Origin of the sequence: Leptospira abararensis (assembly GCF_016918735.1) — a bacterium.
Classification (GTDB): domain Bacteria; phylum Spirochaetota; class Leptospiria; order Leptospirales; family Leptospiraceae; genus Leptospira_A; species Leptospira_A abararensis.
Window position 1 is genome coordinate 196987 of record NZ_JAFFPR010000009.1, and the last position, 26478, is coordinate 223464.

A 26478-nucleotide genomic window follows, 5' to 3' on the forward strand; every position below is an offset into this window, starting at 1 on the left:
CTTTTGGTAGTTTCCCGAAAACCAGATGTTGGCGAAATCGATTTGCAATGACTTTATAATTTGTATAAGTACTTATATATCTTCTATTGTAAGCACCTTGCATCCATAAGACACTGAAGTATCGAAAAAAAATCAAAAATTATAATCGAATAATTTATTGATTAGACTTCCATCGCTTAATTTCGTCTATAACTGTATGGATATTAGATTGGCAGCGGTTCTATTGGAACGCCAAAAAAAAGTAGATACATTTTTTATCTGGGCAATTTTGGCTCATACTCCCCTTGTTTTTTTTCTCTCATTAGGATATGGTGCCACTACAGTTGTCACTTTATCGGCTGTTTCACTTTCCTTTGTTTCTTTCGTGTTTTATCGTTTGGGACGAGGTTCCTTCTTTTTAAGAGCATGGAATGGGGCAACCCTTATGATGTTCAGTGCGCTTATGATCCAGGCTCAGTTTGGCCGGATCGAAATGCATTTTCATGTATTCAGCGCTCTGGCCATTTTGTTTGTTTATGAAGATTGGCGAGTATTATTTGTCGCTGCTCTGACTATCGCCATCCACCACTTGGTTGGAAATTACATTCAAGAATTTGGTACAGTCCTTTTTGGAACCAAGGTAATGGTTTATAGTTATGGAACAGGCCTTGAGATTGTTTTCACGCATGCTTTGTTTGTTGTTTTTGAAACGGGAATTCTGATTTATTTTTCCATTCGTTCTGTTCTGGAACTCAAAAAACAGATCGAAGCACAAACCAATTTAGAAACAGTAATGGCTGGGGTAACTGCTGCTCTTGATGAAGTCTCTTCTGGAACCAAAACATTTGTTGAAAACTCTAGTTTGATCTCGCAAAAAGTGAAGGAATTTCAATCTTCCTTCCAAACCCAATCTTCTTCTATTGAAGCAATTTCGGCTGCAACTGAAGAGACTGCCGCATCCAGCCAGTTGATTTTGGAAGGTTCTAATCGCCAAATCAAAGAAGTAAAAACTGTAGAAGAATTAAATCGAAATTTATTCAGCTTAAATGAAGGATTTGTAACCTCATTAGAAGTGATGCGCTCGAAAATTCAAGAGTCAGCGGATACGGTAAAAAAGACAGAGACTGAATTTGTTGGGTTGTACCAATCTATGGAAGTGGCAGTGGATGATTCTGAAAAGATGGAGGAAATTTTGGAGCTTATTTCCGATATCGCAGAAAAGGTCAACTTACTCTCGTTAAATGCATCGATTGAAGCTGCCCGTGCAGGGGATGCCGGTCGTGGGTTTGCTGTAGTTGCTTCTGAAATTTCAAAACTAGCAGATTCAACGGCAGAAGCGACTAAAAACATATCTTCCATATCCGGAAAGATCAAATCAGCAATCCAAGTTAGTTTCAAACAGTCCAATCAAATCAACCAAACAGTCCAAAGTTTTGTGAAGTCCATTCTTTCCTCAGAAGAAGGGATGAGAGAACTCACAGTAAAAATCACAGGAACTCTATCAGCTTTTGAAAAACAAGAAGAAGCATTACAAACCCTGGATCAAATTGCGCAAGAGATGCAGATTTCTAGTAAGGAACAATCGACCAGTATGGAAGAAATTTCTTCTTCCATACTGGATTTGAATGTGAAAACCCAAACCAATTTGGGAACTAGTGCGAATATGATTGCCCTTATCGAAAAAGGAAATGTAATTTTCAATGGCTTGAAGGGATCTGTAGAAACCTTAGCTGCCGTCATTGAAGATGAAGAATCATAGAATATTCTTTAGAAACCTTGGGCTTTTGTTCCTTGGTTTTTCGTTATTATTCGTTGTTAGTTTAGGTATTGGTTACTTTGGTGAGAAATCTCGGTTTGTGGAATGTCCTTTCTGTAAGGAAAGGTTTCAATCAGAACCAAAAGGAACTTGGATTTGGATTTATCCTGGCCTTGTAGGATGTGGTAAAAAATGTCCTTTGGCCTTAGAGTCCCTTCGCCAGTTCCAAGAAAGATTTCCTGAAATTCAATCTTCCTTTTATTTTTTAGTTACCGATCCAAATGAAACAGAAGAGGCGATCCAATCCTATTTGTCTTATTACCAAAAGAGTTTAAAGATCAGGGCCCTTCATCCCAAAACAGAAGAAATTGGGTTCTATCGTAAGTTAGGTGCTTATTTGCCCATTCATCCAACTCTAAAAAAAAGAGATGAACACGGGACTCAATTTTTTTTAATCCCACCCAATCGCGATGTATTTTATTTAATACCGAAATTGGGGGAAAGGGAGTGGATGGAGATTAAAAAGGAAATTGAATCAAAATCCATTCACTGATCTTAATGAATCATGTGATAAACTTCTTTCATTTCCTCACGTAAAAGTTTCATTTTGTTAGGAACATCGGGATGAGAAATATCTTCTGGATTCAGCAGATAGTTTTCTGGTCCAAGTTCTTTAATCATCATTTTTGTTTGCCAAGTATTGTCTTGAGGCATATTGATGTCTGAAAGATAAGTATAGTTTCTTTTCAGTTCTGGCTTTACAAAGTCCAAAATGGAATTAAAATGATGGTCGTTGTAAATTTTTCTGCCATCTGCCAAACGAGTGTATCCTCGCACTACATAATCAATATAAACAACATCACATTCAAACGCTTCAAATAAATAATTGATGGAGTCCAAGGGAATGATTTCTCCACAAGTGGATATATCAATGTCTACACGAAAAGAACAAATTCCATCAGGATCGGCAGCATCTGGATAGGTGTGGACTGTGATGTGCGATTTGTCCAGATGCATACTCACTTGGGCAGAAGGGATAGGGTTCCCACCACCTTTGACATCGCTCATAAGAACCATAGCAGAAGCACCTACAGGATCGTAGTCTTGTGCGGAGACAGAAAGAATATTGGCATCAATTCGTTTGACAACCTCTTTAGAAATTTCTGTAATTTTGCTAGCATTGTATTTGTCGTGGATATAACTTACGTATCTACCTTTTTGTTCGTCATCCAAAGTGATGCAAAAATCGTAGAGGTTAAAACTCAAAACTTTTGTCAGATTGTTGAAACCGGAAAGTTTGATTTTTTCTTTATCCATTGCTACCTGCTTGTATAAAGAACAGAAATTCGGCTTTTCGGTTAGAGGCAACTGAAATAACGATAAAGTTTTAGAAAAGTCATGGAAAACAAAATGGAATGGTGGAAACAAACTTCAATTTACCAAATTTACCCTTGGTCCTTTCAGGATTCTAACGGGGATGGGATCGGCGATTTACAAGGGATTCTTGGGCGTTTGGACCAAATCCAAGATTTGGGTGTGGAAACCATTTGGTTCTCTCCCTTTTATAAAAGCCCGGGCGAAGACTTTGGATACGATATTTCTGACTATACCTCCATTGATCCCAGGTTTGGAACCATGGATGACTGTGACAAACTCATAAAAGAAGTCCACAAACGAAAGATGCGAGTGGTTCTAGATATGGTGATGAATCATACTTCGGACAAACATCCTTGGTTTTTGGAATCTAAATCCTCTAAAGAAAATCCCAAAAGAGATTTTTACATTTGGAGAAAGGGAACCAAAAAAACTCCAAACAATTGGATTTCCATGGTGGGGACTTCTGGTTGGAATTATGATGAAACAACGGGCGAATCTTATTATAGTAATTTTTTATCCTTCCAACCAGATCTAAACTATCGGAATCCCAAAGTCAAAAAAGCAATGTTTGGTGTTCTTGATTTTTGGCTCCATAAGGGAGTGGATGGGTTTCGGCTCGATATCTTTAATTCGATTTATAAAGATGAAAGTTTTCGAGATAACCCCTCAAGTTTGCGCTACTTCCCCACACCAGATAACCATGATGAGGCGTTCTTTCAAAAGAAACAATACAATTTGAATTTACCCGAGTCCTTTCAGTTTGCCAAAAAAGTCCGTAAACATATCTCCAAATACAAACAAAAACCATTTCTCATTGGTGAAGTGAGTGGATCGGACAAAGTTTTGAAATCTTTTTTAGGAGAAAAAGCAGACGGGCTAAATCTTGTCTTTCAATTTGAACTGATCCACTTTGATTTCCATGCCAGTTTTTTTAAAGAGCTTGTAGAAAAAAATGAAAGAGAATTTCCGGCTCCTTTCACTCCTACTTATGTTTTGGGAAACCACGACCAAAGGCGTTATATCGATCGGTTAGGTGGTGATATTCGTAAAGCAAAAGTTCTCTCTGCATTTCAGTTTTTGGCAAGGGGGATTCCCGTTGTGTATTATGGGGAAGAAATTGCAAGAAAGGAAGGGCGGATTCCCAACTTCCTTGGAAAAGATCCTATAGCTAAAATGAATCGGTTCGTTCCTTTGTTTTTATCCAATCTTCTTGGAATTTATATCAATAGAGACAATTGTCGCCTGCCCATGTTATGGGAGATGAGTCCCAATGCTGGATTTTCGAAGGGAAGTCCTTGGCTACCTGTTGGTAAATTTCAAGAGGATGATACTGTGATCCATCAAAAAACAAACAAAGATTCCCTTTGGAACCATTACAGATCTTTATTTCATTTAAGAAAAGGATCTGTTGTTTTGAAAGAGGGAAGTATTCGAACCAAATCTTCCTCTAACTCAGATGTTTTGTGTTTTGAAAGAATCCTTGGTGAAAAAGTTGTGATCGTTTATTTAAACTTTGGCGAGAGCGATAGTAAGGAGGTGATTCCAAAGGGATCGAAATCTTTGTATCAGTTTGCTGGGGCCAAAGAAGTAGAAGGATTTCTCCAATTGGCACCCCATTCCGGGGCAGTTTTTGAAACAAAATTAAAGAAGTAAATGCCCGTTAAGGTTCAGAATTTTTAAGATCTTTTGGATCTGTGGGTTTACGTTGATGAGTAGCAGCGTCACTCCCTGTTTTTGGTATGCCATTTTTTTGTATAAAAGAAGTCCAAGAACAGCGGAGGATACTTCTTCCACATTAGAAAAATCTAGATAAAGAGAGGAAACACCTTTCTGGAAGATACATGTCATGTCTTTCTCTAGGCCAGCGGCAGAGTATACATCCAACCGGTTCGACTCAATTCGATAACAATTTTCCTCTATTGATTTTGTGACCATATTGTCCCTCACAAAACAAAGAACGGTAAAAGGAGAAAATACCTTAGGGTTTGTGAAATAAAAAAAATTGAAAAATTTTTGGATTTTCTTTCTAATTTCTTTCAAACCCTAAAGTTTCATTTATGGATGGATATGTGAATTTCTTCTTTTGGATCTAAATTGGAAGGAGTGAGAGGATCTCCACTGATTCCATTTAATCGATATTAGGTCCCAAATAAAATAAAAGATCACTCCTGAGTCCAGTTTCGATTGTCCCCAAGTCCGAAGGCCAAAGGTATAACCAACTTCCGCAATTTTTTCTGTACGAACAGAACCCAAAATTTCAAAAAGAATTTTATACCCTCTTGGATGAAGTTTTCCTTTTGTTTCTAGATATACCGACTTTCGAATTCCAAAAAATCCACTCATCGGATCGGAAATAGGAACAGGAAACAACCACTCAGAAATTTTTGTGGCAAACTGGCTTGCTAATTTTCGGAAAATGGGAAAGTTTCCATAACCACCATCTGGGCTTCTTCTTGTCGCAACCACAATATCGTTATCCTTTAGAAGGCGAATGACTTCTGGAATTTTTGTATAGTCATGTTGGAAATCTGCATCCACCACAACTAAATTGTCTCCTTCTGCTTTTCCATACCCGTATGTGACAGCGGAACTCAAACCCCTTTCTGTAATTCTCACAAAGGGTTTGATTCTTTTGTCATACTCTGCAAGGACTTTCGCAACTTCAAAAGTCCCATCAGGGGAATTGTCATCCACAATGACGATTTCAAAATCTAAAGATTCTTTTTCTAAGATACGTGAGATTGTTTCTGCACAGTTTTTGATATTACCGGCTTCATTATAAGTTGGGAGTATAATACTTGTTTTATTTTGCATGACTGGTCATTTAACTTTTTTTGTTTTTAAAAAAGCCCCTTTGTTTGATTTTTTATACATAACTCTCCGCTTTGGCAGGAATCTGCGATCGCTTTGGAACACTCAGAAAACAATTGGTATTGTTTCGTACAAAGAATTTCGCAGGCAAATTGATAGACCTTGGGATCTTGTAACTTCTTCTGGTCTTCATTTAAACAATGACTTGCTTTTTCACAAAGGAGTTTACATCCCGAGGATTGATCTGCTGTGGCCTTTTGTCCAAACTTAGGAGCATTGTCTTTGGAAAAATCCCAAAAAGAAACAAGGACTAAAAGGAAAAGAAGGAATCCGTATTTTTTCATTTTATCTCTCCTCTTTTCCAAACAGTAATTTCTGATTGGAAGGAACGTTTATCCATCTTTAGTAAGGATCTCAAAGTTTGATTAGAATTTAAGTTCAAATGTTGTTTCCATTGAAACCAAGATGTTATTTTTTTCCAATCATCTGTAAGAGTTGTTTCACGAAAGACAATCAAAGTATCTGCATTGGGGCAGGTTTCTTTGTACGTGAGTGGGAGAGCAAAACTTACTTTAGAGTCTTTGATTCTGTTTTGAATGTCCATTGCTGTCCATGGATTCTCTGCGATCACACAAATCTCTTTTGATTGTATACCTATGAGTTGTTTGGCGGCGTCCGGGTCTGCCATAGGTCGTATTAGAAAGAACATAACAATCGGAACAAGAATGAGTTGAGGTAAAAAGATTCCGTAAAAACGAAATTTTTCATTTTGTAAGGCCAGTAAGGCTCCCACAGTGATGATAATTCCCAAAAGAGAGATTGCAAAGAGAGCAGGAAGTCTCAGAAGAATCGCTGTGATGACAAAAAGAAAGTAAAAGATAGGAATAGAATATTTATTGTATTTGGAAAGGACCAATCTTTCCCAAGTTTCTGTTTTTAAGGCAGGTAATAAAAAGAGAAAAGCGATAAAAGGAGTTACATAGTAAGGATCCTTTCGATTTGGCATTAAGTGAAATATGGTAACGGACAATAAAAATACCATAACCGAGATAGACCAAATTTGATTTTTTTGTTTCGAAGGTTTCCGTATAGAAATCCAAAAAATGTGGATCAAGGGGATTGTAAATGGAATTGTATAAAGGAGCCACCCACCCCAAATTCTAAGACCAGACTGATTGGCTGCATAAAATTTCCCCATATTTTCGGTAATAAAAAAGAAACGTAATAATTCTTTTCCAGAACTTGTAAATAGATAGAGATAAGAGATCCAAAGGATAGGAACTAAGAAGGAAAGAGCAAATAGTAAGAGTGCTTTTTTTTCTTCACGAATCGGACGAAAAGAAATATGAAAATGGCCTCTTCTTACGCGAACCATTTTTATGTATAGGTAACTGAGTAAAAATAATAAAATATAAATATGAAGGATTGGACCTTTCAGTAAATATCCGAATCCAACGAAGAAACTGCCCCAAGCAACGTAGGATGGATTTTTTGTTTTCTTTGATTGATAGAATAAAAAAACATAAAGCAGGGTAAAAAACACCATCGCACCTTCCATCATAAGAAGGCCAAAGAACTTGAGAGAAACAAATGAGAATGCAAAAGCCAGGGTTGCCAGTTTTGTTTCTTTTGCCGATTGACTGATCGATTGGTAGAGTTTGTAGAACAAAGTCAAAGTTCCCAGACCAAATAAAAAAGAAACCAATCGTTCCGAAAAATAACTCACACCAAAAATTTTATCAAAGAACATTCCCATCCAAAAGAGAAGTGGAGGTTTGTATGGATTGGGAAGACCCGATAAAACAGGAAGAGTATAACTTCCCGCATCCAAACTTTCTCGAATGGACCGAATGTGCATGATTTCGTCTCCCTGTGGGAAGGCCGCATCGGGAACACCGAGGGTCATTGCGAAAATTGCAGATAGAATCAAAAGAACAGCAAAAAACATGATGACCCCTTTTATCCATAAACGAAGATACTGACTGGTCAGTCAACGTGTTTAAATTGAAAATGTGAAATAGATTTTTTTGTGAGAAAATTCGGGAAAATAAGAAGTGGCGAAAAGCGGGAATGATCTACATAGATTTAGACTGCCCTTTCGGATTCTTGGGATTTTGTTTTTGCAAGGAAATTTGGGAGAGAAGGAGAAAAACAGCTGATTCTCGAACAAAATACTTGAATTTTGTCTAGAAATGATCGGAAAACGGGAGTCTAAGCTCCATTGTATGAATCCTTTATTTGCCGAGAACTATCAGATTTTGGAGCAAGGGATTTATCTTTTGGAATCTATTTCGAACGATAGGTATACACAAAAACAACAAAATATGGATGTTTCCATTGGAGGGCATTTTCGGCATATCCTGGAGCATTACGAATTGTTTTGGGCAGGTTTAAAAGCAGGCCATATTGATTATGACAACCGGAAACGAAATCCAGAACTAGAAACCAATCGATTGTTCGCACTGGAATCGATGATAGGTTATGTATCTAGGTTTCGAGAAGAAACTTTCTTTTCGGAAACGCTGACGGTTTCTCAAAATTATGATCCGAAAAATCCAATTCCCATAGTAACAAGTAATTTAACTCGGGAGTTGATGTTTCTTGTTTCCCATACAGTTCATCACTATGCTATCATTTCCATATTAGTGAAGTTAGATGGTGGAGAAGTTCCCGAAGGATTTGGTTTTTCTCCCGCTACTTTATTTGCAAAAGTAATCGAAAAAGTTAAATAACCTGAACTCGAAGGTTCTGCTTCTTTACCAATCAATCGGAAAGTAGTCTTTTAGAAATTTACCAATCCAATGTTTCCCTGTGTTAACACCATCAAACAGGGGATCAACGACTCGTGCGGCACCGTCCACAATATCTAAGGGTGGTTGGAAATCATGAAGGTCCTGTTTTCTTTTGGCAAGTTCCACAGGATCTTCATCTGTGACCCAACCAGTATCCACTGCATTCATAAAGATTCCATCTTTTGCAAAGTCTTCTGCAGAAGTATGGGTCATCATATTGAGGGCTGCCTTTGCCATATTCGTGTGGGGATGGCGATCTTCTTTTTTGAATCTATGGAATTTCCCTTCCATGGCGGAAACATTGATGATGTGTTTTTTTCCCGTATTGTCCTTTCGCATAAGACCAACAAGGCGGTTACAAAGGACAAAAGGTGCTACAGCATTTACCAATTGGACTTCCAACATTTCCGAGGTATTGATTTCTCCAAGCCTTAGTCGCCAACTATTTGTTTTGCGAAGATCAACTTGTTGTAAATCTGCATCTAATTGACCCTCGGGAAAAACTGCTTCTAGTTCATGGGAATTGTCGTGAGAGTAGGGGATTTGAGAGAGGGCAGCCGACGAGCGAATGCCAACTCCTGGTGTTTTATGATTCCAACTGACCGCAAGTGCCGTTGCTGCGTCTTTCATCTCCGAATCCGAACGATAGGAATCTAACTCTTGTTTGCAGTGCTGGTAAAAACTAAGTAACTTTTGTGCATCTGACGGTAACTCAAGGATCGTTAGTTTTTCTGTGTCCAGGAGGTGGCTATAAAAACCTGGCGGGCGTCTTACTGTTTGAGCCGCATTATTGATTAGGATGTCTAATCTTTCTAAATGATTTTCTAAAAATTTACAGAAAATTTCTACACTGGGAGTATGCCTTAGGTCCAATCCAAAGATTTGTAAACGATCCTTCCATAAGTGAAAATCAGATTCTTTGGCAAACCGAATGGCGGAATCATTGGGAAACCTTGTGGTTGCGATGACTCGAGCACCGGCACGTAACAAAAGTAAGGTTGCCTGGTAACCTATTTTTAAACGAGAACCTGTAATGACTGCTACGGTTCCCCTTAGGTCTGTTGTTTGGAATCTTTTGGAATAGTTGAGTTCAGCACAGTTAGGACACATGGAATCATAAAAAAAATGAAGTTTTGTGAATGGGGTTTTGCAGATATAACATGGTTTTGGGTTGGAAAGTTCTTCTGCTTTGTCCCAGGACCATCCTACCGTATTTGAAATTTGTAATGGTGCTTTAAAAACTGCTGTTTCTCTGGCTCGCCTGATGCCAGTTAAGGCAGTCTTCTGTTTTTCTTGGATTTTGAGTGTTTGTTTTTTTTCGACACGAACCGTGCGGTTTCTCTTGCGAACCTCGTTGCGATCAGGCCGAGAGATTTTGCCACAAAGGATCATTAGTTCCAACCGTTTTTCTTCGGAGATTGTTACAAGTTCCTTGGGCGAATCCAAAAGAGATTTTAAATCCTGTAACAAAGAATCAATGTCCATAGAACCAGAGTTTTGATTTGAGACAGATGAGCAAGTATCTTTGGGACTGTAAGCTGAGGAGAGGGAAGTGGTAAATCTTAAACCAGCTAGTCCTATCAGTCAAATTTAAGTTTTTAAAACCCGAATTTTCCGTTTTCCTGTAAATTGAATCGACCCGTCTAGGATGCAACTATCTGTCATTTCTAATTTTAAATCTGTTACCTGTTCTCTCATGTTCTTAAGAATCGAAATTACATCCTTGGTATCACAAGTACCGAGGGCTCGAAACAATTTCTCTTTGTCATAATAGAGTGATGTTATTTGTTGCTCCAATTGTTGTATCATAAAATCCGATTCGTTTGGAGTCGAGACATCTGAGTTTGGGTCTTCGATCAAAATTTCACGAATAGGTTTTGTTAAGAATTGTTGGATTTCAGCTAAGTCTTCCTCGTGAATCAATGGCTCTATTGCTATTAAAATATATGTAATGAGGGACGCTTGGATAATTAACTTTGAATCTGTATTTCCTGTGTTAAAATTTTGGTATTGAACTTGTGTATTGAGTTGCTTCCAAAAACATTTTAATTCAACGTATTTTGAAAATAAGAGTACTCGTAATTCCTCTTCATCCTCAACGTCTTCTAAAATTTTTAGAAAATTGTTAACAACGGAATTAAACCAAACTTGCGTAAGGTGTTCGTCCTCTTTTGACATTTCAAAACTCTTTCCCCAGTCTTCAATGTTTTCCATTACAGATCTAGTAAAGGACTCATTTTTTAAGTTATCTTTGATAATTTTTAATTCCATTGTATAAAGGTCCAGTGATTAGGTTTTATTTTAACAGTCTGTGGTTTGGAATATAGGCAGAACGAATGGATTCAATAATAATCTGCTTGGATTCGATTCGTTTGAAATTTTCTTTGAATCTGTAAAGGCGATTTAGTTCTGATTCTAATTGGTAAAATTCATGTAGAATCACATCAGTGTCGGAAGTTCCTAGTTGGGATTCTAACTCTTCTTTTTCTTTATAAAGATCTACAATTTGAGTTTCCAAGTTTTCTGCGAGTGAATTGTCCATCTGAGATTAGACTGATTATTTTTTAAGAGCAGAAATTAAATTAAATTCAACAAGGATACTCCAAGGTCTTTTACTATGTCCAATACGAACTGGCTTTAGAATTCTTGCGATATTTGATTTATCAATGAAAGTAAAACTTTCTCCTCTGTGGATGGCTTCCTTTGCCTCTTCTGTGAGTATCTCAGCGTTAGTACCTAAGGATTCAATTTCTGGGTGGGAAGCAAAATTTCCATTGTAAGTTAGGAGAGAAGTTTTACCGATACCAAATATTTTTTTGGGTGAAAGTTCAGATTGTAACTGTTCCAAAGAAAAGTCGGCACCAAGGATACCGGCAAATTTTGAATTTAAAAATAAATTGGTCATGAGGCTTGTCATTTTGACGGTTTTCCCTTCGATTGGATAATCGTAGGGTTCCATCATAACGTCTTCTCCTAAATCACGCGGGAGGGTATACCATTCATTTTCACCTGCTGTATCGTAACCTAGCAAAGGTTCAATGGAGATTCTTCCGGAATGTCTATGGCAATAAGGAACAAATCTACCGTTGGCATCATGTCCTTCTTTGGATTTATATTCTGAATCCATAAGATCAATAACATTTGGTTCACAACAGATGGCATAAGCAAGTTGTTGTTCGTTTTGGATTAAGTATTCTTGTAAGATCAGAAGCAAATGTTCTCGTTTCATTCCTATATTTGCATGAACCAAACTTTGGATTAAAAATTTTAAACCATATAAGGAAGTTGCCATAATATAAAATTTGGATTCGAGTTCTTTAGCAATATTGCTTGTCCAAAGTTCGGCGTAGTCTAAAATGGATTGTTTTTCCATTTCCATGACATCAACGTTTGCAGAAGAATTTTCTAAATTGATGCGGGATAAAATTTCAGAGATTTTTTTTGTGGCTTCGGATGTTTGGAAGGATAATTTTGTCACCTCATTTGCTACAACCTCAAACCCACGACCGTGTTCACCTGCTCGTGCCGCTTCAATAGAAGCATTTAATGCAAGTAAGTTGGTCTGTTTGGCTACTTGTTGGATGGAAGAAGCAACCGAACCTATTTCTTTGGATCTTTCACCAAAGGAATCGATAAGATCTTTCAGTTTTCTCATCCCTAGATTAGAATAATTATCTTCCATTTCTTATCCTTTATGTTCGTTCTGGCTCTTCATTTATACTATCGGATTTATGATTCGCGTTATTGATATCCCGCTTGCTGTAATCGAAATAGTTTCTCGTATTTCCCTTTATTTAAGAGGAGTTCTTCGTGGCTTCCCCATTCTGTTTTTTTGCCTTGTTCTAGAACTAAAATTTGATCTGCCATTCTTACTGTGGAAAACCTATGTGAAATCAAAATCACAGTTTTCCCTTGAGTATGTTCTCTGAAATGTTCAAATACTTTCATTTCTGCTTCTGCGTCAATTGCAGAGGTTGGTTCATCTAAGATTAGGATATCGGCACTGGTACGCATAAAGGCACGAGCCAGCGCTACCTTTTGCCATTGCCCACCAGACAATTCCCTTCCATCCTGAAACCACTTTCCAAGCCTTGTAGAATAACCTTGTTCCAAACGTGTTACAAAGTCATGGGCCATTCCTAGTTTGGCTGCAGGAATCCACTCTACTTCTGATTGGACTTTTTGAACATCTCCCATTCCAATGTTCTCTCCCACTTTGAATTGGTATTGGACAAAGTTTTGAAAGATAACTCCAAACCTTCGGCGTAATGTTTCTTCATCCCAATCTTCCAGATTTATTCCATCTAAATATATTTTACCGGATGTGGGTGAATACAAACGAGTTAATAGTTTGATAAGAGTAGTTTTTCCAGATCCATTTTCGCCAACGATAGCAAGTTTTTCTTCTGGTTTTAATTCAAAACTAACATTAGAAAGGGAAGGTTCCTTGGCACCTGGATATTGAAAGGAAACAGAATCAAAAACAATTCCCAATCTTTGGTGGTTGCCTTTTTGATTTCCATATTGTTTTAGAATCGCTAGATCTAAAAATTCCATAAGATTTTCAATGTACAAATGATCTTCATAAATTCCACCGAAAGCAGAAAGTGCATTAGAAAAAGTATTTTGACCCTGCCTAAAAATAACAAGGTACATTGTCATCTCCCCTAATGAAATTTTATGTAACAACGCCAAACATACAATCCAAATGTAGGAGCCGTAAAATGCAAATTGACTAAGTAATCCAAGGAGAAAACTAAAAATCCCTTTATAGATTGTTAGCTTTTTGTCTTCGATATAAATCCTTTGAAAATTATTTTTGTATCTATTTAAAAATTCTTTGCCTAAGTTAAAGAGTAAAATTTCCTTAGCGTTATCTTCTCTTGCCATAAGAGTTTCAAGGTAAACTTGTTCTCTTGTTTCTTTTGCCTTCCACCGAAACAATCGGAAACTATGATTAGAAAACTTCGTTTCCGCAATGAAGGAAGGAATGGCTGCAATAACTAAAATAAAGGAAGCTAATGGAGACAGTTTGATGAGAAGTCCAAAAAAACTGATAATGGTAATGGATGATTGAGCAATAGTAAAAAATCTTGTGACCATTGAGAGAGGTTTGGAAGAAGCTTCTGTTCTTGCTTGGGTCATTTTATCATAGGTTTCGGAATCTTCAAATTGAGTGAGTTCCAAACGAATGGCTTTGGATAGGATCCTTTCATTTACTTCCTGACCTAATCGAATCCTAAGTAAAGTATATGCAATATTGTATAATTTCTGAGTTCCAAAATAGAGAATGGTTAATGCTCCTTCGGTATAAACCAACCTAGCTGCATCTGATTGTAATAAATCCATCCACTGATCGGATTTTATTTGGTTTTGTAGGATACTGTCGATGATGAGTTTTCCAATCCAAACGAGTGTAGAAGGAAATAATCCATTGGCAATGGTCAGGATGGAGATGAGAGCGGTTAAACTAGGAGAACTTTTATACGCCAAATCAAAAGCAATTCGTGAAGTTTTCAAAATCCTTAAAAAGGTACCAAACATACTAGTTAGATTGTTTTTGGTGGATGTTTTCGATACCTTTTTTTACTTCGATTCATAGTGATCCAGTAGAATTCCTGATTGCCATATCCCTTTAAGATTGTGAAGATGATAACACAATATGTCAAAAGAACGGTTAGATAAAGTTCTCGGAAATTACGGACTGGGTTCACGTTCGGATGTTAAAAAAGAAATCCACCAGGGACAGGTACAAGTGAATGGTGTGGTGGTTAAAGATCCTAGTTTCAAAGTTTCTCTTACTGATGCAGTAACTTATTATGAAGAGACTTTAGTTCGAAAAGAATTTTATTACTTTATGATGAACAAAGCTCCCGATTGTATCACAGCCACAGAAGACAGCCGCGAAAAAACAGTAATGGACTATTTAAGTGAAAGGCATGAGAATATGAATTTGTTTCCTGTGGGTCGGTTGGATAAAGAAACAGAAGGGTTGTTGTTATTTACAACCGATGGTCCTCTTGCACATTACTATACATCCCCGAAACACTTTGTCGAAAAAGAATACTATGCCGAAATTTCTGCCCCAGTGACAAGTGATGACATACTCGCTTTTGAAACTGGAATCGTATTGGATGATGGTTACAAAACCCTTCCTGCAAGGCTTGCCATCCCAGATCCTAACCTACCTAACATAGTTACGGTATGGTTAAAGGAAGGTAAATACAGGCAAATTCGTAGAATGTTCCAAAGTTTAGGCAAGGAAGTCACTTACCTAAAACGAATGAAGATGGGGAAATTGGAATTGGATCCTACGCTTGCACTTGGAGCTTATCGTGAATTATCGGCGGAGGAAGAAATTCTTCTCAAAGAAAAAGTTTCCTTCATTCAATAAACCTTTCTATTTTATCAAAGAAAGCGGCAGGTGCTCGTCTGGGTCTTGAGGTGGAAAGAGAAACAAACAGTTGTTCATCCTTCATGCTTACTAATAAATTTCCATTAAGATCTACAATGTCTTGTCTAAAGTAAAATCGAATTTTTTCAAAACTTTCAATCCAACTTAAGATTTTTACATGAGAGCCTGGCTCCGGTTGTTTATGGATTACAATTTCCCCTCCCATAAAGAATGTGGTGGAGTCTGTTTCTTTGATTAAATTCAGGTCTACGATTTCTTTAAAAAATAAAAAACGCCCTTCTTCAAACACCTTCCATATTGCATCCGAAGGTAAATTCCAGAAACAGTTCATATCGCTGAAGGGGATATAATAATCATGTTCTACTGTATTTTGTAAAATGGGTTTGGGGTGAATGGTAAATTCATAAGGCTTTAGATTGAGTTCTGGAATGGCAGCGATGATGATGTTCTTTCCATCCTGAACCAATCGCGATGTTGTTTCTAATTCACAGGCTTTTTTTCCATCACCACCCCAGATGGTTTGTTTCCAAAAGAGAATTCCATGATCTATTCGATATACTTGTGATTCCACCGTAATCTCAGAATCAACGAATTGTTGACTTAAAAATCGGACATAGGTAGATCCGGGAATATAACTTATGTTTGTGTTTAACATCTGTTCTATGGGATAACCGATTTCTTTTAGGACTTCGCATCTTGCATCGTAACCAAACCTTTCATACGTTCTACTTGTGACATGACGATTCCAATCCAAATCAAAGTGGTGAGTGGTTAAGGTTTTACGAAAAATTTGGCTCATTCCACCTTTTTCCTCTTTCTAAATGAATGGTAAAGTAGAATTCGACTTTTATACTTTTCCGGGAGTTACTCATCAACTAAACAGATTGCTAACAATCCAATAATGAGAAGGATTGAAATGTCTAAGGAAAGACTCATTCCTTGGTAAAACTGAGATAACTTTAGAAAAAATAATTAGTGAAGAACTAAATCCTCTTAGAATCTCAGAATACATCCAAGATTTTCTAAATCTTTCCAAAAATTTATTATCTAGGGACAATTCGCTTGTGAATTACGTCATGGAGCAGATTAAAACAACGCAAGGACAAATTTTGATCCAAGATATATGTGAAGATATAGATTATAGCAAACGATATATTGATAAGTTGTTTCAGACTCATATAGGAGTTCCACCTAAATTGATTTCTTCTATAGAAAGATTCCAATCAATTTAAAAACATGGGCAAAAACAGATGTTATTCATTTTTAAAATCAATGTTTATTGGATTTGTATTATGATCAGTCTCATTTTATTAAAGAATTCAAAAAATACACAGGACCGAGTCCTGGCCAATTTACTTCATCGAATCATTTATTCGGAAAGTTATTTTATAAAAATCTTTAAAATAGGGTCCTTCCAATCCGATTCAAATTTCTTTCCACTTGTTTCAATAAAAAAAGGTAGCTGCCAGTTTTGCGTTGTTACCGCTTGTTTGTTGTTTGGTTTGTCCCAAGATGGATAAACACGGAATCCTCGTTTGCCTTCGTGTTTTCCGGAAAGAATTCCTTTTTCATTTAATATCTGTTTTGTGAATAAAAAATAACCAATACGATCTTTGTTATTGGTTGCAATAATATAAAGATCAATATCATCCTTGATATTAAATGGTTCGATAGGGCCGGCTTTGCTACGTTTCCATAAAGTTACAAATTGTCCGATTTTTGTTGGTGTAATTTTTGCTTTTCGAAACCTTATGTTTTTCTTTTGGATTTGGAAATGACAAGCATCGTATTCTGCGCTTTCTAGTTCAAGTTGTATGTTTTGCATCACTAAACCAAGCGAATCGAATAAACTTTCTTTTGTAATTGTCAAGAAGGTGGGAAGTGGATTTAGGTCAGTAGAATTTTGTGACATAGGGAAGCGGATTACCTTCTTTTAATGTGAAACAGATTTAAGGCCAATTATGGATAGGATCAGTGTGACAAGAAAAAATATCCGCCAGAAATCAAAAGGTTCCTTGAATAAAAAGATTCCAATCAGGACAGTTCCTACAGCTCCAATCCCTGTCCAAACCGCATAACTTGTACCAATCGGTAGGGACTGAGTCACTTTAATGAGTAATAACATACTAATCATTAATGATGTAGAAAAACCAAAATACCATAAATAGGCTTCATTTCCTGTGGTTTCTTTTGCCTTACCCAAACACGTTGCAAATAAAACCTCAAATAGTCCGGCAATAAAAAGCAAGATCCAGTTCATACTCACTCCCGAAAGGATAGGTTTTCAGTTCCATTGTGGGATGTAAATCTCATATAAATCAATCCATCCGAACTGGAATATTCAGAGTTTGAGTTTTTTTTGGAAAAATCGACTCTCGAATTTGGTGAAATTTTTCTACGGTCGCTTATTTTCTATTTAGTTGGATTTTAGGTCGGTTTTTGAAATATTCAACCATTTAGTATAATAATTGACTAAAAAAGGGTTAAATTATATATTCAACCAAATGGTTGAATTGCGTAAAAAAGAACAAATTTTAGACCGAGTGTTTGCGGCTCTTGCAGACCATTCACGAAGGCAGATGTTGGCTAGACTCCGCAAGGGTTCTTTGAGTATTTCGGAGCTTGCGGAGCCCTTTGCGATGTCTTTTGCTGGTGTCGCCAAACATATCGATGTGCTTACCGATGCACAGCTTGTTCGGAAAGTACGTGCTCCCGAAGATGGCCGCAGTTATCGATTAGAGTTACAAAATCAAACCCTATCGGAAGCAACCAATTGGATCAGCTATCATCAAGAGTTTTGGACGAGTAAGTTGGCAAAACTCGAAGCATTTTTAGAGGAGAAGGAATATGAACCCACAAGTCCTAAAAGTAGAAAAAAGAATTAGCGCGGATGCTACCCGTCTCTTTCGGGCATGGCTCAATGCGGACGATTTTTCCCGTTGGTTTTTGTCTGGAGAGATGATTGGCATTGATTCCGTCACTATGGATACAAGACCAGGTGGAAAGTTTTTAATCAATATGACTCTTGACGGAAAAATCCTTCCACATGAAGGCGAATACATTACGATCGATGAACCTCATAAACTTGTGTTTACTTGGCGTTCTCACGCAACGGAAAACAGAGATACACTTGTGACTGTTACCTTTACTGACCTAACTAATGCAGATCGTTCAAAAGGTTTAAAAGAAAAACCACAAACCTTGGTAACTTTGATTCATGAAGAACTACTAAACGACATTCAAATCAAAATGCACAACCAAGGTTGGACAAGTATTCTTGAAAGTTTGAATCAATGGATAGATGTCTAGAGGTTTCATTTATTAAAATAGAGATCAATTGCGTAGAATGGAATTAAAAATAAGGAGAGTTGTATGGGAATATATCACAAAGTAGGAATTCGGGCTAGCGAAAAGGAAGTGATCAATGCACTGACCACAAAATCAGGTTTATCCAATTGGTGGACAAAAGAAGTGGAAGGTAATTTTACTTCAGGAGGTTCTTCCGTAGGAGAGTCGATTTACTTCGGATTTGGTCATGGCAATGCGATTGAGATGAGAGTTGTAAAGTCAGAACCCAAACATCTGTTATGGGAATGTATATCTGGACCAGAAGATTGGATTGGATCTCATATTGACTTCCAATTAAATTCCGGAAAGGCAAAAGATGGAGAGATGATGACTATTCTTTTCTTCCGACACAAGGATTGGAAAAAGGAATCTGAGTTCACTGCCCATTGCAGTACGAAATGGGCAATTTTTTTACTAAGCTTAAAAAACTACATAGAAGATGGAGTTGGTAGGCCGTCGCCAGACGATATCAAAATCGACGACATCAATTGATTCTAATGTAGCGCTTTTCAAACAATAGCCTCTATATTTTTTAGTAAAAATATAGAGGCTAAAATAAAAAGGTGTTTAACTTACACTTGACGATTTATCCTTGCCTTTCATTTTAAAATTTAATGAGTCCCAAGGTAAGTTTACCAGCGATTAAAATCTACGGCGCAACTGTTATAATTTCACATAGAGTTTTGAAAGGTGAGGAGAGCAAATATGAAGATTGGATGAATCAAATATCCTCGCTCTGCAAAGCTGCGACTGGACACCTTGATTGGCAGGTTATTAAACCAATTGCAAACTTAACTTCTACCTATACCTTTATCATTAGATTTGATTCTGAAGCAAATTTAAATAACTGGATGAACTCCTTAGAGAGAAATCGTTTAATTCAGGAAATCAGTAATTCTCTTGAGAGCGGAGATCAATATGCAACAAGGAATGGCCTTGATTTTTTATTTTCTTTTGAGAATCAATTGATTAGACCACCGTTACGTTGGAAACAGTTTTTGGTTACTTGGTCAGCTATTTTTCCACTAGTAAATTTAGTTCCCATTATTGTTCTACCGATCTTACGTTATTTTACTCCTCACGAAAACAGAATTTTCGATTCTTTTTTTATTTCGGCCAGCATTGTATTTTTAATGGTTTTTGTGATTATGCCAAAGTATACAAGTTGGATCAAATGGTGGTTATACAAGCAACCTTGATTGACTCTCCCTAAAAAAGTAATGTGTTTTACTGATCTTCAACTTTAATTTGTGAGCAGGTGTCTCAAGTTGGACTCCTGCTCACAGTTCAATCTATTGCCTTTATCTAATTTACGATTGATAATAAGCCAAAATAATATAGTATTTTCTATTTTAGCTGAAATAAATTCTTCCATTGCTCCTTTCTTTTCCATGCTAAAAGACTGCAACTAACTAGTAGAAAGGAAATCATCGCGAATGGAGCCAGGCCAACGGTAGATTGCAGAAATCCTAAATATAAAATAATATTAACTATGATTGGAGATAAGATCAATAATCCAATAACAGTCATTTTTCGAAATAGAATCAGAAACCCTCCCAAAATTTCCAATCCACCCACGAGCTGCCATAGGTATCCAGTGGAAATGATGGCTGCAATAAAATTTGCCGCTTTTGGTGTCATGGGAGGGCTGGGCATAAAAGCGTAAAATTTACTAATACCAAATAGGATAAAAACAATACTGAGTAGCAGCCGAAAAACCAAATCAACATATTTCATAAATTTCTCCCAAATAGTTGTCTGGACAAATAATTTGTTGTCTAAGAATTGTGTCAAGGATTATTTGTCTGGACAATTAATGGGATAAAAAGAGAAATGATTATAAGAGTATGTTTTTATTAGATGATCAAATAGGGTTTAATTTGAATCGTGTTGCTCTTCTTTTTCGAAAAGAGTTGATTCGTTGTCTTAGGGAATTTCATCTAACACCAGAGCAGTGGCAAGTGTTAGCGATGTTATGGCAAAAGGGATCATTGAGTCAAAAACAAATCATTGAATTAACACTGCAGGATGCACCTTCAGTATCTAAAATGATTCGCCGGATGGAGTCCGCAGGATTAATACTCGTGGCGGTATCAAAGCTAGACAAAAGGTCTACAGTAATCACTCTCACAGCGGAAGGGCACTCATTAGAGAAAATTTTACCAAAAAAAATTTTGACCCACTTTAACCCGATATTGAATTCAATGCCCCAGAAAAATAGGAAGTTTTTTTTGCTTTTATTAAAAGAATTTAGAAAAATTCTTGGGGATGATATTATCGTTAAGAAAAATTGATTAGGTTATTTATCGACAGACGTAAGAGAAATATAATGATTTATTATATCTTGTTTAATTAAGGAGATCAAAATCTATCAAAGTGAAAAATCGTTGCCAATAGATTCACTTTGTTGATAAAAGAATGAGAACGATGGAATTATTTGAATTTGCTATGTCGGGAAATTGTTACAAAGTTAGGCTGATGTTATCTCTTTTGAATCTCAAGTATGAAAGTTATCTTGTCAATGGATCTGAACTTGAACAAAAGTCGGAAGCTTTTTTAGCAAAAAATCCCTTTGGACAAGTGCCTGTTCTTAAGGATGGAAATGTAATCCTTAGAGATAGCCAAGGAATTTTGGTATACCTAGCTCGTGCTTATGGTGAAGCGCATTGGTTTCCCAATGATCCGCCCAAAGCTGCTGAAGTCGTTGCATGGCTTTCTACAGCGGCAAATGAAGTTTCGCGAGGTCCAGGTGCATTACGAGCGCATTATTTATTTGGGCGCTCCACCAATTTAGAGGAAACAAAATCGGTCACAGAAAACCTTCTATCTATATTAGACAATAGACTTACGAGTTATGATTGGTTGGTTACGGACTCAGTCACCATCGCCGATATAGCTGTATATCCGTATATTGCACTGAGTAACCAAGGAAAAGTAGATTTATATCAATATTCCAATATTCGGAAATGGCTAAATAGTATTGAACGTTTACCTCGTTATCTTCCTATGTAAGGTGTAAAATTCAGACCATTTCATAGAATATACCCATTTAGGTTTCTTTTATAATGGTTCTTTTGGTCAAATTACTTTTTACTGTTATTTTTTCGTAGTGGAGAATCGGGCCATTTTGACATAAGTAGAGAAAGGTTAGTCAAACAATGTTTGTTCATAATCAAGGTCTTCGGTACTAATTTCGTTCGGTTGAAATTGGGTAATTAGTTTTTTTACTTGAGACTCTGAGTTTAATTTTGGATCAAGCCAAGCATTCAGGTTTCCTTTTCGGATCACAATTGGTTGCCTATTTTTATTATTTCCAGAGTTATGAATTTCTGCAGTTTTTTTATTGGCAGCCTGTGTTATTATGGTTACCCATGTAGAGCCATTTGGGTAAGCACCCCAAATACCACCAAAAAAAGAATTCTTATCTATAAACTCAATTTTGAATTTATGTTTTTCGCCGCTACGTTGCATCTGCCATTCAAAGTAAGATATTACTGGTATTAGACAGCGGTTGGTTGAGTAATTTTTCCAAAAGCTAGAGGAAAAAATATGTTCTGATTGAGTCGTTGTAATCGGTCGATTTGCAAACGCTTGTTTTGTTCCCCATGTCCCAGAAGAAAGAAAAATTTTGCCTTCAACCTCTCTTAGATACCAACAGTGATCGTTGGGTTTTACCGCTAAGCCGTCTTTTTTATGTTTATGATAATCTTCTTCGTATAGATTCGTTTCAAATGACAATTTTTGCCATTGGGTCTTGTATTCTTCTGGGGCTACCAATCTATTTGTAAATAAATTAGACATATTAGGATTTCAGTAAATAAGTGATACTTTTTCAAATACTTTTTACTATCTATAAGGAATCCTGATATCTCTTTTTTTAAATTCGCAACCAATAAGTTGAGAATGAGATTTGCACGATTGCGTAGACGATTTCAGTATTTGTATTGCTTTTACTTTTTTATTTTCCGGATTCAAAATCTCTAGGATCCTATGCATCAATTGTAAATTAAGATTCGGAAGAAAGCAAATTTACCATTATTGACTCTATTATACCTTGATTATTCGATAAAAAGCTTTTTTCTTTTGAGATCAACTTATACCCGAAGAGAACCACGAAATCCGCGAGCAGCGTAATATGATTCTGCACCATTATGATATATGAATACATTGCCATAGCGGAAGTCAGCGAATAGAGCACCATCTAAATTTCTAATACTTGCGGGTGTTAGAATCCAACTTGATGTTTTTGTATCGAAGTTTCCTAGTTTCTGTAAGTCCCTATACTGCTCCTCAGTTAAGAGCTCTATTCCCATTGCCAAAGCCATATCTAAAGCACTATCTTTAGGTTTATTTTCTTTTCTTGAGTCGAGGGCTTTACGGTCATAACAAACACTTCGTCTACCTTGGGGACTCTCTGGTGAGCAATCAAAAAAGATGTAATCACCCGTTTTTTTGTCATAGCTAATAACATCAGGTTCGCCACCAGTTCGTTCCATTTCATTTAGTGACCAAAGTTTTTTGGGATTTACTTCCAATTTCTTCTCGATGTTTCCCCATTCTAAATCTTTATGACGGTTCTTATTTTTTTCAAACCTTGTTTTTAAAACCAATAGTAGGTCTTTTGTTTGTTGCATCAAAATTTTCTGTTTGCTGCTCATATTTTTGTATTCTCTCTTCTCACAAGAAAGTTTTTTAGACACTTCGTCTTATCTATTATTCTGAGCATAAATCATTAAGCTCAAGCAAAATACTGGAATAAAAGCTATGTTTGGTGGAAAATCTAATCAACTTAGGCTGACTGGAGAATCTATTGATTGCGAAAAAAGATTTAGTTTATTTACTTTTTACTCTAAGAATGTTTAAAATTTAATTTTCTTAAGTTTGAATTTACAGCAATTTTTATGAAATTGGAATTATAAGTTGCGAGCCTAATTTCTTGAAATAACTAAATGAGCAATTAAGATATCTATCGAAGCCTCTGCCTTCTTAAGAAGGCGCTCAATAGTGGATATGTTGGAGGTTTCTAATCAGGAAATTTGCAAAGTTCAAGAATTTTTTTTTACACCTCAGATTTTCTAGTTAGTTTTGATCTTAAGGATTTCAAGAATAGTTTCTTCCACAATTTTAGCTGGCGAATTTTGGGGAGTTTTCTTTTTATCCTTAAATCCCTCTTTTCCCTCTAAAGTGAACCGTTCTTTCCATTTGTATCCACACTTGGTAGCGATTCCATACTGAGCACAGAGCTGAGTAAAATTGACATCCTTCTGGAGGCTCTCCAGAACGAATTGATATCTTAAATCCACGACATTATTCTCCTTCCAAGGCCATCCCAAAAGCCCTCCCGTAAAGGTGATCTTATGGGATTAGAAACCTGAAAGTGTTATCTATGTCTTGCTACAAAAGTGTTACCCATGTCCTGAGGCATACATTTAAGGCTTGCGCATAACGAACGAGGCCTTGTGCCGAAGCGATAAGGCGCTGTTATGCGACGGTCGTGTTATACACTAATAAGATTTTCGTGAAAAACTTCTTCTAATCTTATAATAGTTTTGAGAGTAGGGTTAGATTTATGCGGATCTTCAAATTTTTGATAAGTTTGATAAGCAATATTAAGTTTTTGAGCAATTTGTTTTTGACTTAAACCCTGTTTTTCTCTACTTTTCTTAAGCCAGATAGCAAAGGATACATTTTTATCCGGAGTAATGAATTTGATGTCCTTTCCTTTCAACTTAGAAGGTTCAGGAATGTTTAATTTTCTAGAATCTATAGATTCTAAATAACCAGTTAGAGCTTCTTGAGCATTTAAGATTGCTTCGTTTTCATTGTCTCCAAAAGTGAAACATCCTGGTAAATCAGGAAATTCAACATTAAAGACTTTTTCTTTTGAACTGTATTTAATAATAGCTGGATATGAGATTTTCATTCGAGTCCTGCCTGTTTAAGTATTGCATTCATAGTTCCAGTAGGAATATCCCGATTACTGTGAACAGGAACCGAGAGAGTTTTATCTTTTTTCTTTAGAATATGGTGTGATCCACTGATTCTGTCTAATTCCCAACCGTCATTTTTCAGAATTTTTACTAATTCTTTTCCCGTCACAAGTAATAATACAGCATTTGGGCTGTATTTGTCAATCGGTTATTTCTTCTATTTTTTAGCCAAGTTAATATTTTCACGACTGTTCGCATAACGAACTAGACTAACCGACGTAGGCTGGCCCTGAGTCCCGGAAACGGGACGTTAGGGACTGGAACGACACTTGCGTAAGCAAGGGGAGTGTCAGAAGCCTATGTGGCGCAGCCCAAGCGAGGGCTCGTCCCGAAGCGAAGCGGTTAGTTGCTGTTATACGACGTGTGGCTTATACACTAGCCAAAGTTTTCTTTCCTTTCTTGATAATAATTTCTCCACCTAAAGTGTGAATTAGCTTAGAAAGAACAAGTAGGGTAGGGTTGTCTTGTTTACCACTTCTAATTTCTTGAATAACAGTGCTGGAAACATTAGCTTTTTTAGAAAGTTCCCTTACTGAGACTTTTTGAGATTCCATTAATTCAATTAGTGTTTCAGAAAGATTGAGAGCATCATATTCCTTATCAAATTTGGCTTTGAAGGATTTATCTTTCATTAAACGATCAAATGTAGATTTAGTAGTAGATGCCTTTTTTATTTCTTGTTTCATAATCTTCCCTTCTTTTGATAGCTCTAATCTTTTCATTTTTTGGCAGTTTATCCGTTTTTTTGACAAAAGCGTTTGTTATTATAATTTTTTTCCCTTTAACAAAAAAGCATAGGAACCTGTGTGGAATAGGTTTGAAAGCGAATAGAGAATCTCCTTCAAAATTGAATTTGGTTTTGTCTTTGATTTCTCCAAAATCAGCAAATCTTTTGAACAAAACTAAAGTTTTAATTTTTAAATCATCAGGCAGTTTATTGAAATATTCTAGAATATCTGATTTTTCTTTTTCATCAAAATACCATTCAATAGTGAATTTTTCGCCCTTATAAGCTGTAAATTCGTTCACTTTTTAGGTGTAACGGAATAACGTTACAATATCAATACTTTTTTTATTTTCTTTAACCCTAATTATTATTTTTCAATTACTTTTGCCATGTGTCGCAGACCGAGCGAGGCCTTGTGCCGAAGCGAAGCGTTAAGGCGCTGTTAGGCGAAGTGATGTTTTAGTATTATTTCTACAGAAATTTTTAATTCCGGTATTTTGTTTTTACAGATATTAAAAATTATTTCGTGGTCAAGACCTTCATAATGATGAGAAATGACGTCTCTCATTTTAATAATTTTTTCCCAGTCTGTATCGGGATATTTACTTAGAAATTTACTGTCTAATTTTGCAACTGATTTAAGATTATCTCCTATTGCTTGTAATCTCATAGCAATTGAGTCTAGAATAGTAATACCATCTTGAGAATTAATTAAATCATCAGGAAATTTAATTTTTGAGAATCTCGTTTCGATGATAACAATCGATTCTAAAATAAATTCAAACCTTTCGCAGATTTCTTCAGACATTTATAATATCTTGCTGAATTCTATTTAAAAAAGAAGGTTTAATATGATTCCTTTTTCTAACAAGGTCTACATTTCTTTCGAAAAGTTTTTCCAAATATATTTTTAAACCAACAAATGAATCAAAATCAGGACTTTGCATTTCAACAAGTAAGTCCACATCACTATCAGAATTAACTTTATCTTTTGCAAAGGATCCAAAGATTCCGATTTTCAGAACTCCAAAATTATTATTTAGAATTGGTTTGATTTTGGTTAATTGTTCAATCAATTCCTTTTTGGATTCTACCCTCATATGCTAATTATCCAAAATCTAAAGAAAAAGTCAATAATTGAGATATAGAATTTCTTTGTGAATTTCCTTTCTTTTATCAATTTCCTCGAATTTTTGAGAATTAAAGGGGTAGGTTCAAGAATCTAGCGCACAAGCGCCCGTATTTCATTTTCAGGTGTATTCCAATTCAAAGTTTTTCTAGGT

The 26478-nt window shown here is 36.3% G+C and carries 34 protein-coding genes and 1 pseudogene; 12 read left to right on the top strand and 23 right to left on the bottom strand.

Going from position 1 to position 26478, the window contains the following annotated elements:
• Positions 1-208: 208 nt before the first annotated feature.
• Entirely contained in the window at positions 209-1738 is a 1530-nt protein-coding gene (locus JWG40_RS03470; protein ID WP_205284462.1) for a methyl-accepting chemotaxis protein, read from the top strand.
• Positions 1725-2288 (top strand): SCO family protein, encoded by a 564-nt coding sequence (locus JWG40_RS03475; protein ID WP_205284463.1) that lies wholly within the window; start codon positions 1725-1727, stop codon positions 2286-2288. Before JWG40_RS03470 ends, JWG40_RS03475 begins: the two co-directional genes overlap by 14 nt.
• Positions 2289-2290: 2 nt before the next feature.
• Here JWG40_RS03475 and speD read toward each other — a convergent pair whose 3' ends face one another.
• The gene (gene speD, locus JWG40_RS03480; protein WP_205284464.1) at positions 2291-3052 is read right to left on the bottom strand and encodes an adenosylmethionine decarboxylase; all 762 of its coding nucleotides are present in this window, start codon (positions 3050-3052) and stop codon (positions 2291-2293) included.
• Positions 3053-3133: 81 nt separating this feature from the next.
• On the opposite strand from speD, the gene JWG40_RS03485 reads away from it, so the two are divergent.
• Positions 3134-4765: an alpha-glucosidase gene (locus JWG40_RS03485; protein ID WP_205284465.1), complete on the top strand. Its 1632-nt coding sequence runs from the start codon at positions 3134-3136 to the stop codon at positions 4763-4765.
• Here the strand turns inward: JWG40_RS03485 and JWG40_RS03490 are convergent.
• From JWG40_RS03490 to JWG40_RS03505, 4 genes are all read right to left on the bottom strand, one after another.
• Positions 4754-5047, bottom strand: a complete 294-nt coding sequence (locus JWG40_RS03490; protein WP_205284466.1) for an STAS domain-containing protein — start codon at positions 5045-5047, stop codon at positions 4754-4756. The two genes, JWG40_RS03485 and JWG40_RS03490, sit on opposite strands and share 12 nt — an antisense overlap.
• A 120-nt stretch (positions 5048-5167) precedes the next feature.
• Positions 5168-5926, bottom strand: a complete 759-nt coding sequence (locus tag JWG40_RS03495) for a polyprenol monophosphomannose synthase (protein ID WP_205284467.1) — start codon at positions 5924-5926, stop codon at positions 5168-5170.
• A 26-nt stretch (positions 5927-5952) separates the two neighbouring features.
• Positions 5953-6267: a hypothetical protein gene (locus JWG40_RS03500; RefSeq protein ID WP_205284468.1), complete on the bottom strand. Its 315-nt coding sequence runs from the start codon at positions 6265-6267 to the stop codon at positions 5953-5955.
• Complete coding sequence (locus tag JWG40_RS03505) at positions 6264-7871, bottom strand: ArnT family glycosyltransferase (protein ID WP_205284469.1); 1608 nt, start codon at positions 7869-7871, stop codon at positions 6264-6266. Before JWG40_RS03505 ends, JWG40_RS03500 begins: the two co-directional genes overlap by 4 nt.
• A 277-nt stretch (positions 7872-8148) precedes the next feature.
• On the opposite strand from JWG40_RS03505, the gene JWG40_RS03510 reads away from it, so the two are divergent.
• The gene (locus JWG40_RS03510) at positions 8149-8655 is read left to right on the top strand and encodes a DinB family protein (RefSeq protein WP_205284470.1); all 507 of its coding nucleotides are present in this window, start codon (positions 8149-8151) and stop codon (positions 8653-8655) included.
• A 24-nt stretch (positions 8656-8679) separates the two neighbouring features.
• Here the strand turns inward: JWG40_RS03510 and JWG40_RS03515 are convergent, their stop codons facing one another.
• The 6 genes and pseudogenes from JWG40_RS03515 to JWG40_RS03535 form a co-directional block, all read right to left on the bottom strand.
• Positions 8680-10200, bottom strand: a complete 1521-nt coding sequence (locus tag JWG40_RS03515) for an SDR family oxidoreductase (RefSeq protein WP_205284471.1) — start codon at positions 10198-10200, stop codon at positions 8680-8682.
• A gap of 105 nt (positions 10201-10305) precedes the next feature.
• A complete protein-coding gene (locus JWG40_RS03520) occupies positions 10306-10986 on the bottom strand; it encodes a hypothetical protein (protein ID WP_205284472.1) in 681 nt (226 codons plus the stop codon).
• 25 nt (positions 10987-11011) lie between these two features.
• Entirely contained in the window at positions 11012-11257 is a 246-nt protein-coding gene (locus tag JWG40_RS03525; RefSeq protein WP_205284473.1) for a hypothetical protein, read from the bottom strand.
• 15 nt (positions 11258-11272) lie between these two features.
• Entirely contained in the window at positions 11273-12094 is an 822-nt protein-coding gene (locus tag JWG40_RS03530) for a PDC sensor domain-containing protein (RefSeq protein ID WP_456298538.1), read from the bottom strand.
• A 39-nt stretch (positions 12095-12133) separates the two neighbouring features.
• Positions 12134-12397, bottom strand: a pseudogene (locus JWG40_RS20175) (methyl-accepting chemotaxis protein); the annotation flags it as partial.
• A 59-nt stretch (positions 12398-12456) separates the two neighbouring features.
• Positions 12457-14235 carry an ABC transporter ATP-binding protein gene (locus JWG40_RS03535; protein WP_232369135.1) on the bottom strand — a complete coding sequence of 593 codons (1779 nt, stop codon included), beginning with the start codon at positions 14233-14235 and terminating at the stop codon, positions 12457-12459.
• A 142-nt stretch (positions 14236-14377) separates the two neighbouring features.
• Between JWG40_RS03535 and JWG40_RS03540 the strand changes: the two genes are divergently transcribed.
• The gene (locus JWG40_RS03540; protein ID WP_205284476.1) at positions 14378-15109 is read left to right on the top strand and encodes a pseudouridine synthase; all 732 of its coding nucleotides are present in this window, start codon (positions 14378-14380) and stop codon (positions 15107-15109) included.
• Here JWG40_RS03540 and JWG40_RS03545 read toward each other — a convergent pair.
• Positions 15099-15929, bottom strand: coding sequence for an acyl-CoA thioesterase (locus JWG40_RS03545; protein ID WP_205284477.1), 831 nt, complete (start codon positions 15927-15929; stop codon positions 15099-15101). The two genes, JWG40_RS03540 and JWG40_RS03545, sit on opposite strands and share 11 nt — an antisense overlap.
• 486 nt (positions 15930-16415) lie before the next feature.
• Between JWG40_RS03545 and JWG40_RS20135 the strand changes: the two genes are divergently transcribed.
• The gene (locus JWG40_RS20135; protein ID WP_408611482.1) at positions 16416-16532 is read left to right on the top strand and encodes a hypothetical protein; all 117 of its coding nucleotides are present in this window, start codon (positions 16416-16418) and stop codon (positions 16530-16532) included.
• Here the strand turns inward: JWG40_RS20135 and JWG40_RS03550 are convergent.
• Positions 16512-17042: a MepB family protein gene (locus JWG40_RS03550; RefSeq protein ID WP_205284478.1), complete on the bottom strand. Its 531-nt coding sequence runs from the start codon at positions 17040-17042 to the stop codon at positions 16512-16514. The two genes, JWG40_RS20135 and JWG40_RS03550, sit on opposite strands and share 21 nt — an antisense overlap.
• 21 nt (positions 17043-17063) lie before the next feature.
• Entirely contained in the window at positions 17064-17390 is a 327-nt protein-coding gene (locus tag JWG40_RS03555; RefSeq protein ID WP_205284479.1) for a DMT family transporter, read from the bottom strand.
• A gap of 244 nt (positions 17391-17634) precedes the next feature.
• On the opposite strand from JWG40_RS03555, the gene JWG40_RS03560 reads away from it, so the two are divergent.
• The 6 genes from JWG40_RS03560 to JWG40_RS03585 all read left to right on the top strand — a co-directional run bounded on the left by JWG40_RS03560 (position 17635) and on the right by JWG40_RS03585 (position 21490).
• Positions 17635-18015, top strand: coding sequence for an ArsR/SmtB family transcription factor (locus JWG40_RS03560; RefSeq protein ID WP_205284500.1), 381 nt, complete (start codon positions 17635-17637; stop codon positions 18013-18015).
• Complete coding sequence (locus tag JWG40_RS03565) at positions 17978-18439, top strand: SRPBCC family protein (RefSeq protein ID WP_205284480.1); 462 nt, start codon at positions 17978-17980, stop codon at positions 18437-18439. Before JWG40_RS03560 ends, JWG40_RS03565 begins: the two co-directional genes overlap by 38 nt.
• A 63-nt stretch (positions 18440-18502) precedes the next feature.
• Positions 18503-18970 carry an SRPBCC family protein gene (locus JWG40_RS03570; protein ID WP_205284481.1) on the top strand — a complete coding sequence of 156 codons (468 nt, stop codon included), beginning with the start codon at positions 18503-18505 and terminating at the stop codon, positions 18968-18970.
• 122 nt (positions 18971-19092) lie between these two features.
• Entirely contained in the window at positions 19093-19677 is a 585-nt protein-coding gene (locus JWG40_RS03575; protein WP_205284482.1) for a putative antibiotic biosynthesis monooxygenase, read from the top strand.
• Between the two features lie 648 nt (positions 19678-20325).
• Positions 20326-20772: a MarR family winged helix-turn-helix transcriptional regulator gene (locus JWG40_RS03580; protein ID WP_205284483.1), complete on the top strand. Its 447-nt coding sequence runs from the start codon at positions 20326-20328 to the stop codon at positions 20770-20772.
• A gap of 133 nt (positions 20773-20905) precedes the next feature.
• Positions 20906-21490 (top strand): glutathione S-transferase family protein, encoded by a 585-nt coding sequence (locus JWG40_RS03585; RefSeq protein WP_332470264.1) that lies wholly within the window; start codon positions 20906-20908, stop codon positions 21488-21490.
• Between the two features lie 135 nt (positions 21491-21625).
• Here JWG40_RS03585 and JWG40_RS03590 read toward each other — a convergent pair whose 3' ends face one another.
• The 9 genes from JWG40_RS03590 to JWG40_RS03630 all read right to left on the bottom strand — a co-directional run bounded on the left by JWG40_RS03590 (position 21626) and on the right by JWG40_RS03630 (position 26295).
• Positions 21626-22279 carry an SOS response-associated peptidase family protein gene (locus JWG40_RS03590; RefSeq protein WP_205284485.1) on the bottom strand — a complete coding sequence of 218 codons (654 nt, stop codon included), beginning with the start codon at positions 22277-22279 and terminating at the stop codon, positions 21626-21628.
• A gap of 293 nt (positions 22280-22572) precedes the next feature.
• Positions 22573-23136 (bottom strand): DUF4256 domain-containing protein, encoded by a 564-nt coding sequence (locus JWG40_RS03595; RefSeq protein ID WP_205284486.1) that lies wholly within the window; start codon positions 23134-23136, stop codon positions 22573-22575.
• Positions 23137-23553: 417 nt separating this feature from the next.
• Positions 23554-23781, bottom strand: a complete 228-nt coding sequence (locus tag JWG40_RS03600) for a leucine zipper domain-containing protein (RefSeq protein ID WP_332470265.1) — start codon at positions 23779-23781, stop codon at positions 23554-23556.
• Between the two features lie 194 nt (positions 23782-23975).
• The gene (locus JWG40_RS03605; protein ID WP_205284487.1) at positions 23976-24401 is read right to left on the bottom strand and encodes a type II toxin-antitoxin system HicB family antitoxin; all 426 of its coding nucleotides are present in this window, start codon (positions 24399-24401) and stop codon (positions 23976-23978) included.
• Positions 24398-24577, bottom strand: coding sequence for a type II toxin-antitoxin system HicA family toxin (locus tag JWG40_RS03610; RefSeq protein WP_332470266.1), 180 nt, complete (start codon positions 24575-24577; stop codon positions 24398-24400). The genes JWG40_RS03605 and JWG40_RS03610 overlap by 4 nt, the downstream gene beginning before the upstream one ends.
• A 259-nt stretch (positions 24578-24836) precedes the next feature.
• A complete protein-coding gene (locus JWG40_RS03615; RefSeq protein WP_205284488.1) occupies positions 24837-25154 on the bottom strand; it encodes a helix-turn-helix domain-containing protein in 318 nt (105 codons plus the stop codon).
• Positions 25120-25497: a type II toxin-antitoxin system RelE/ParE family toxin gene (locus JWG40_RS03620; RefSeq protein ID WP_205284489.1), complete on the bottom strand. Its 378-nt coding sequence runs from the start codon at positions 25495-25497 to the stop codon at positions 25120-25122. The genes JWG40_RS03615 and JWG40_RS03620 overlap by 35 nt, the downstream gene beginning before the upstream one ends.
• Positions 25498-25637: 140 nt before the next feature.
• Positions 25638-26003 carry a HepT-like ribonuclease domain-containing protein gene (locus tag JWG40_RS03625; protein WP_205284490.1) on the bottom strand — a complete coding sequence of 122 codons (366 nt, stop codon included), beginning with the start codon at positions 26001-26003 and terminating at the stop codon, positions 25638-25640.
• Positions 25996-26295: a nucleotidyltransferase family protein gene (locus tag JWG40_RS03630; protein WP_205284491.1), complete on the bottom strand. Its 300-nt coding sequence runs from the start codon at positions 26293-26295 to the stop codon at positions 25996-25998. The genes JWG40_RS03625 and JWG40_RS03630 overlap by 8 nt, the downstream gene beginning before the upstream one ends.
• Positions 26296-26478: the final 183 nt, after the last annotated feature.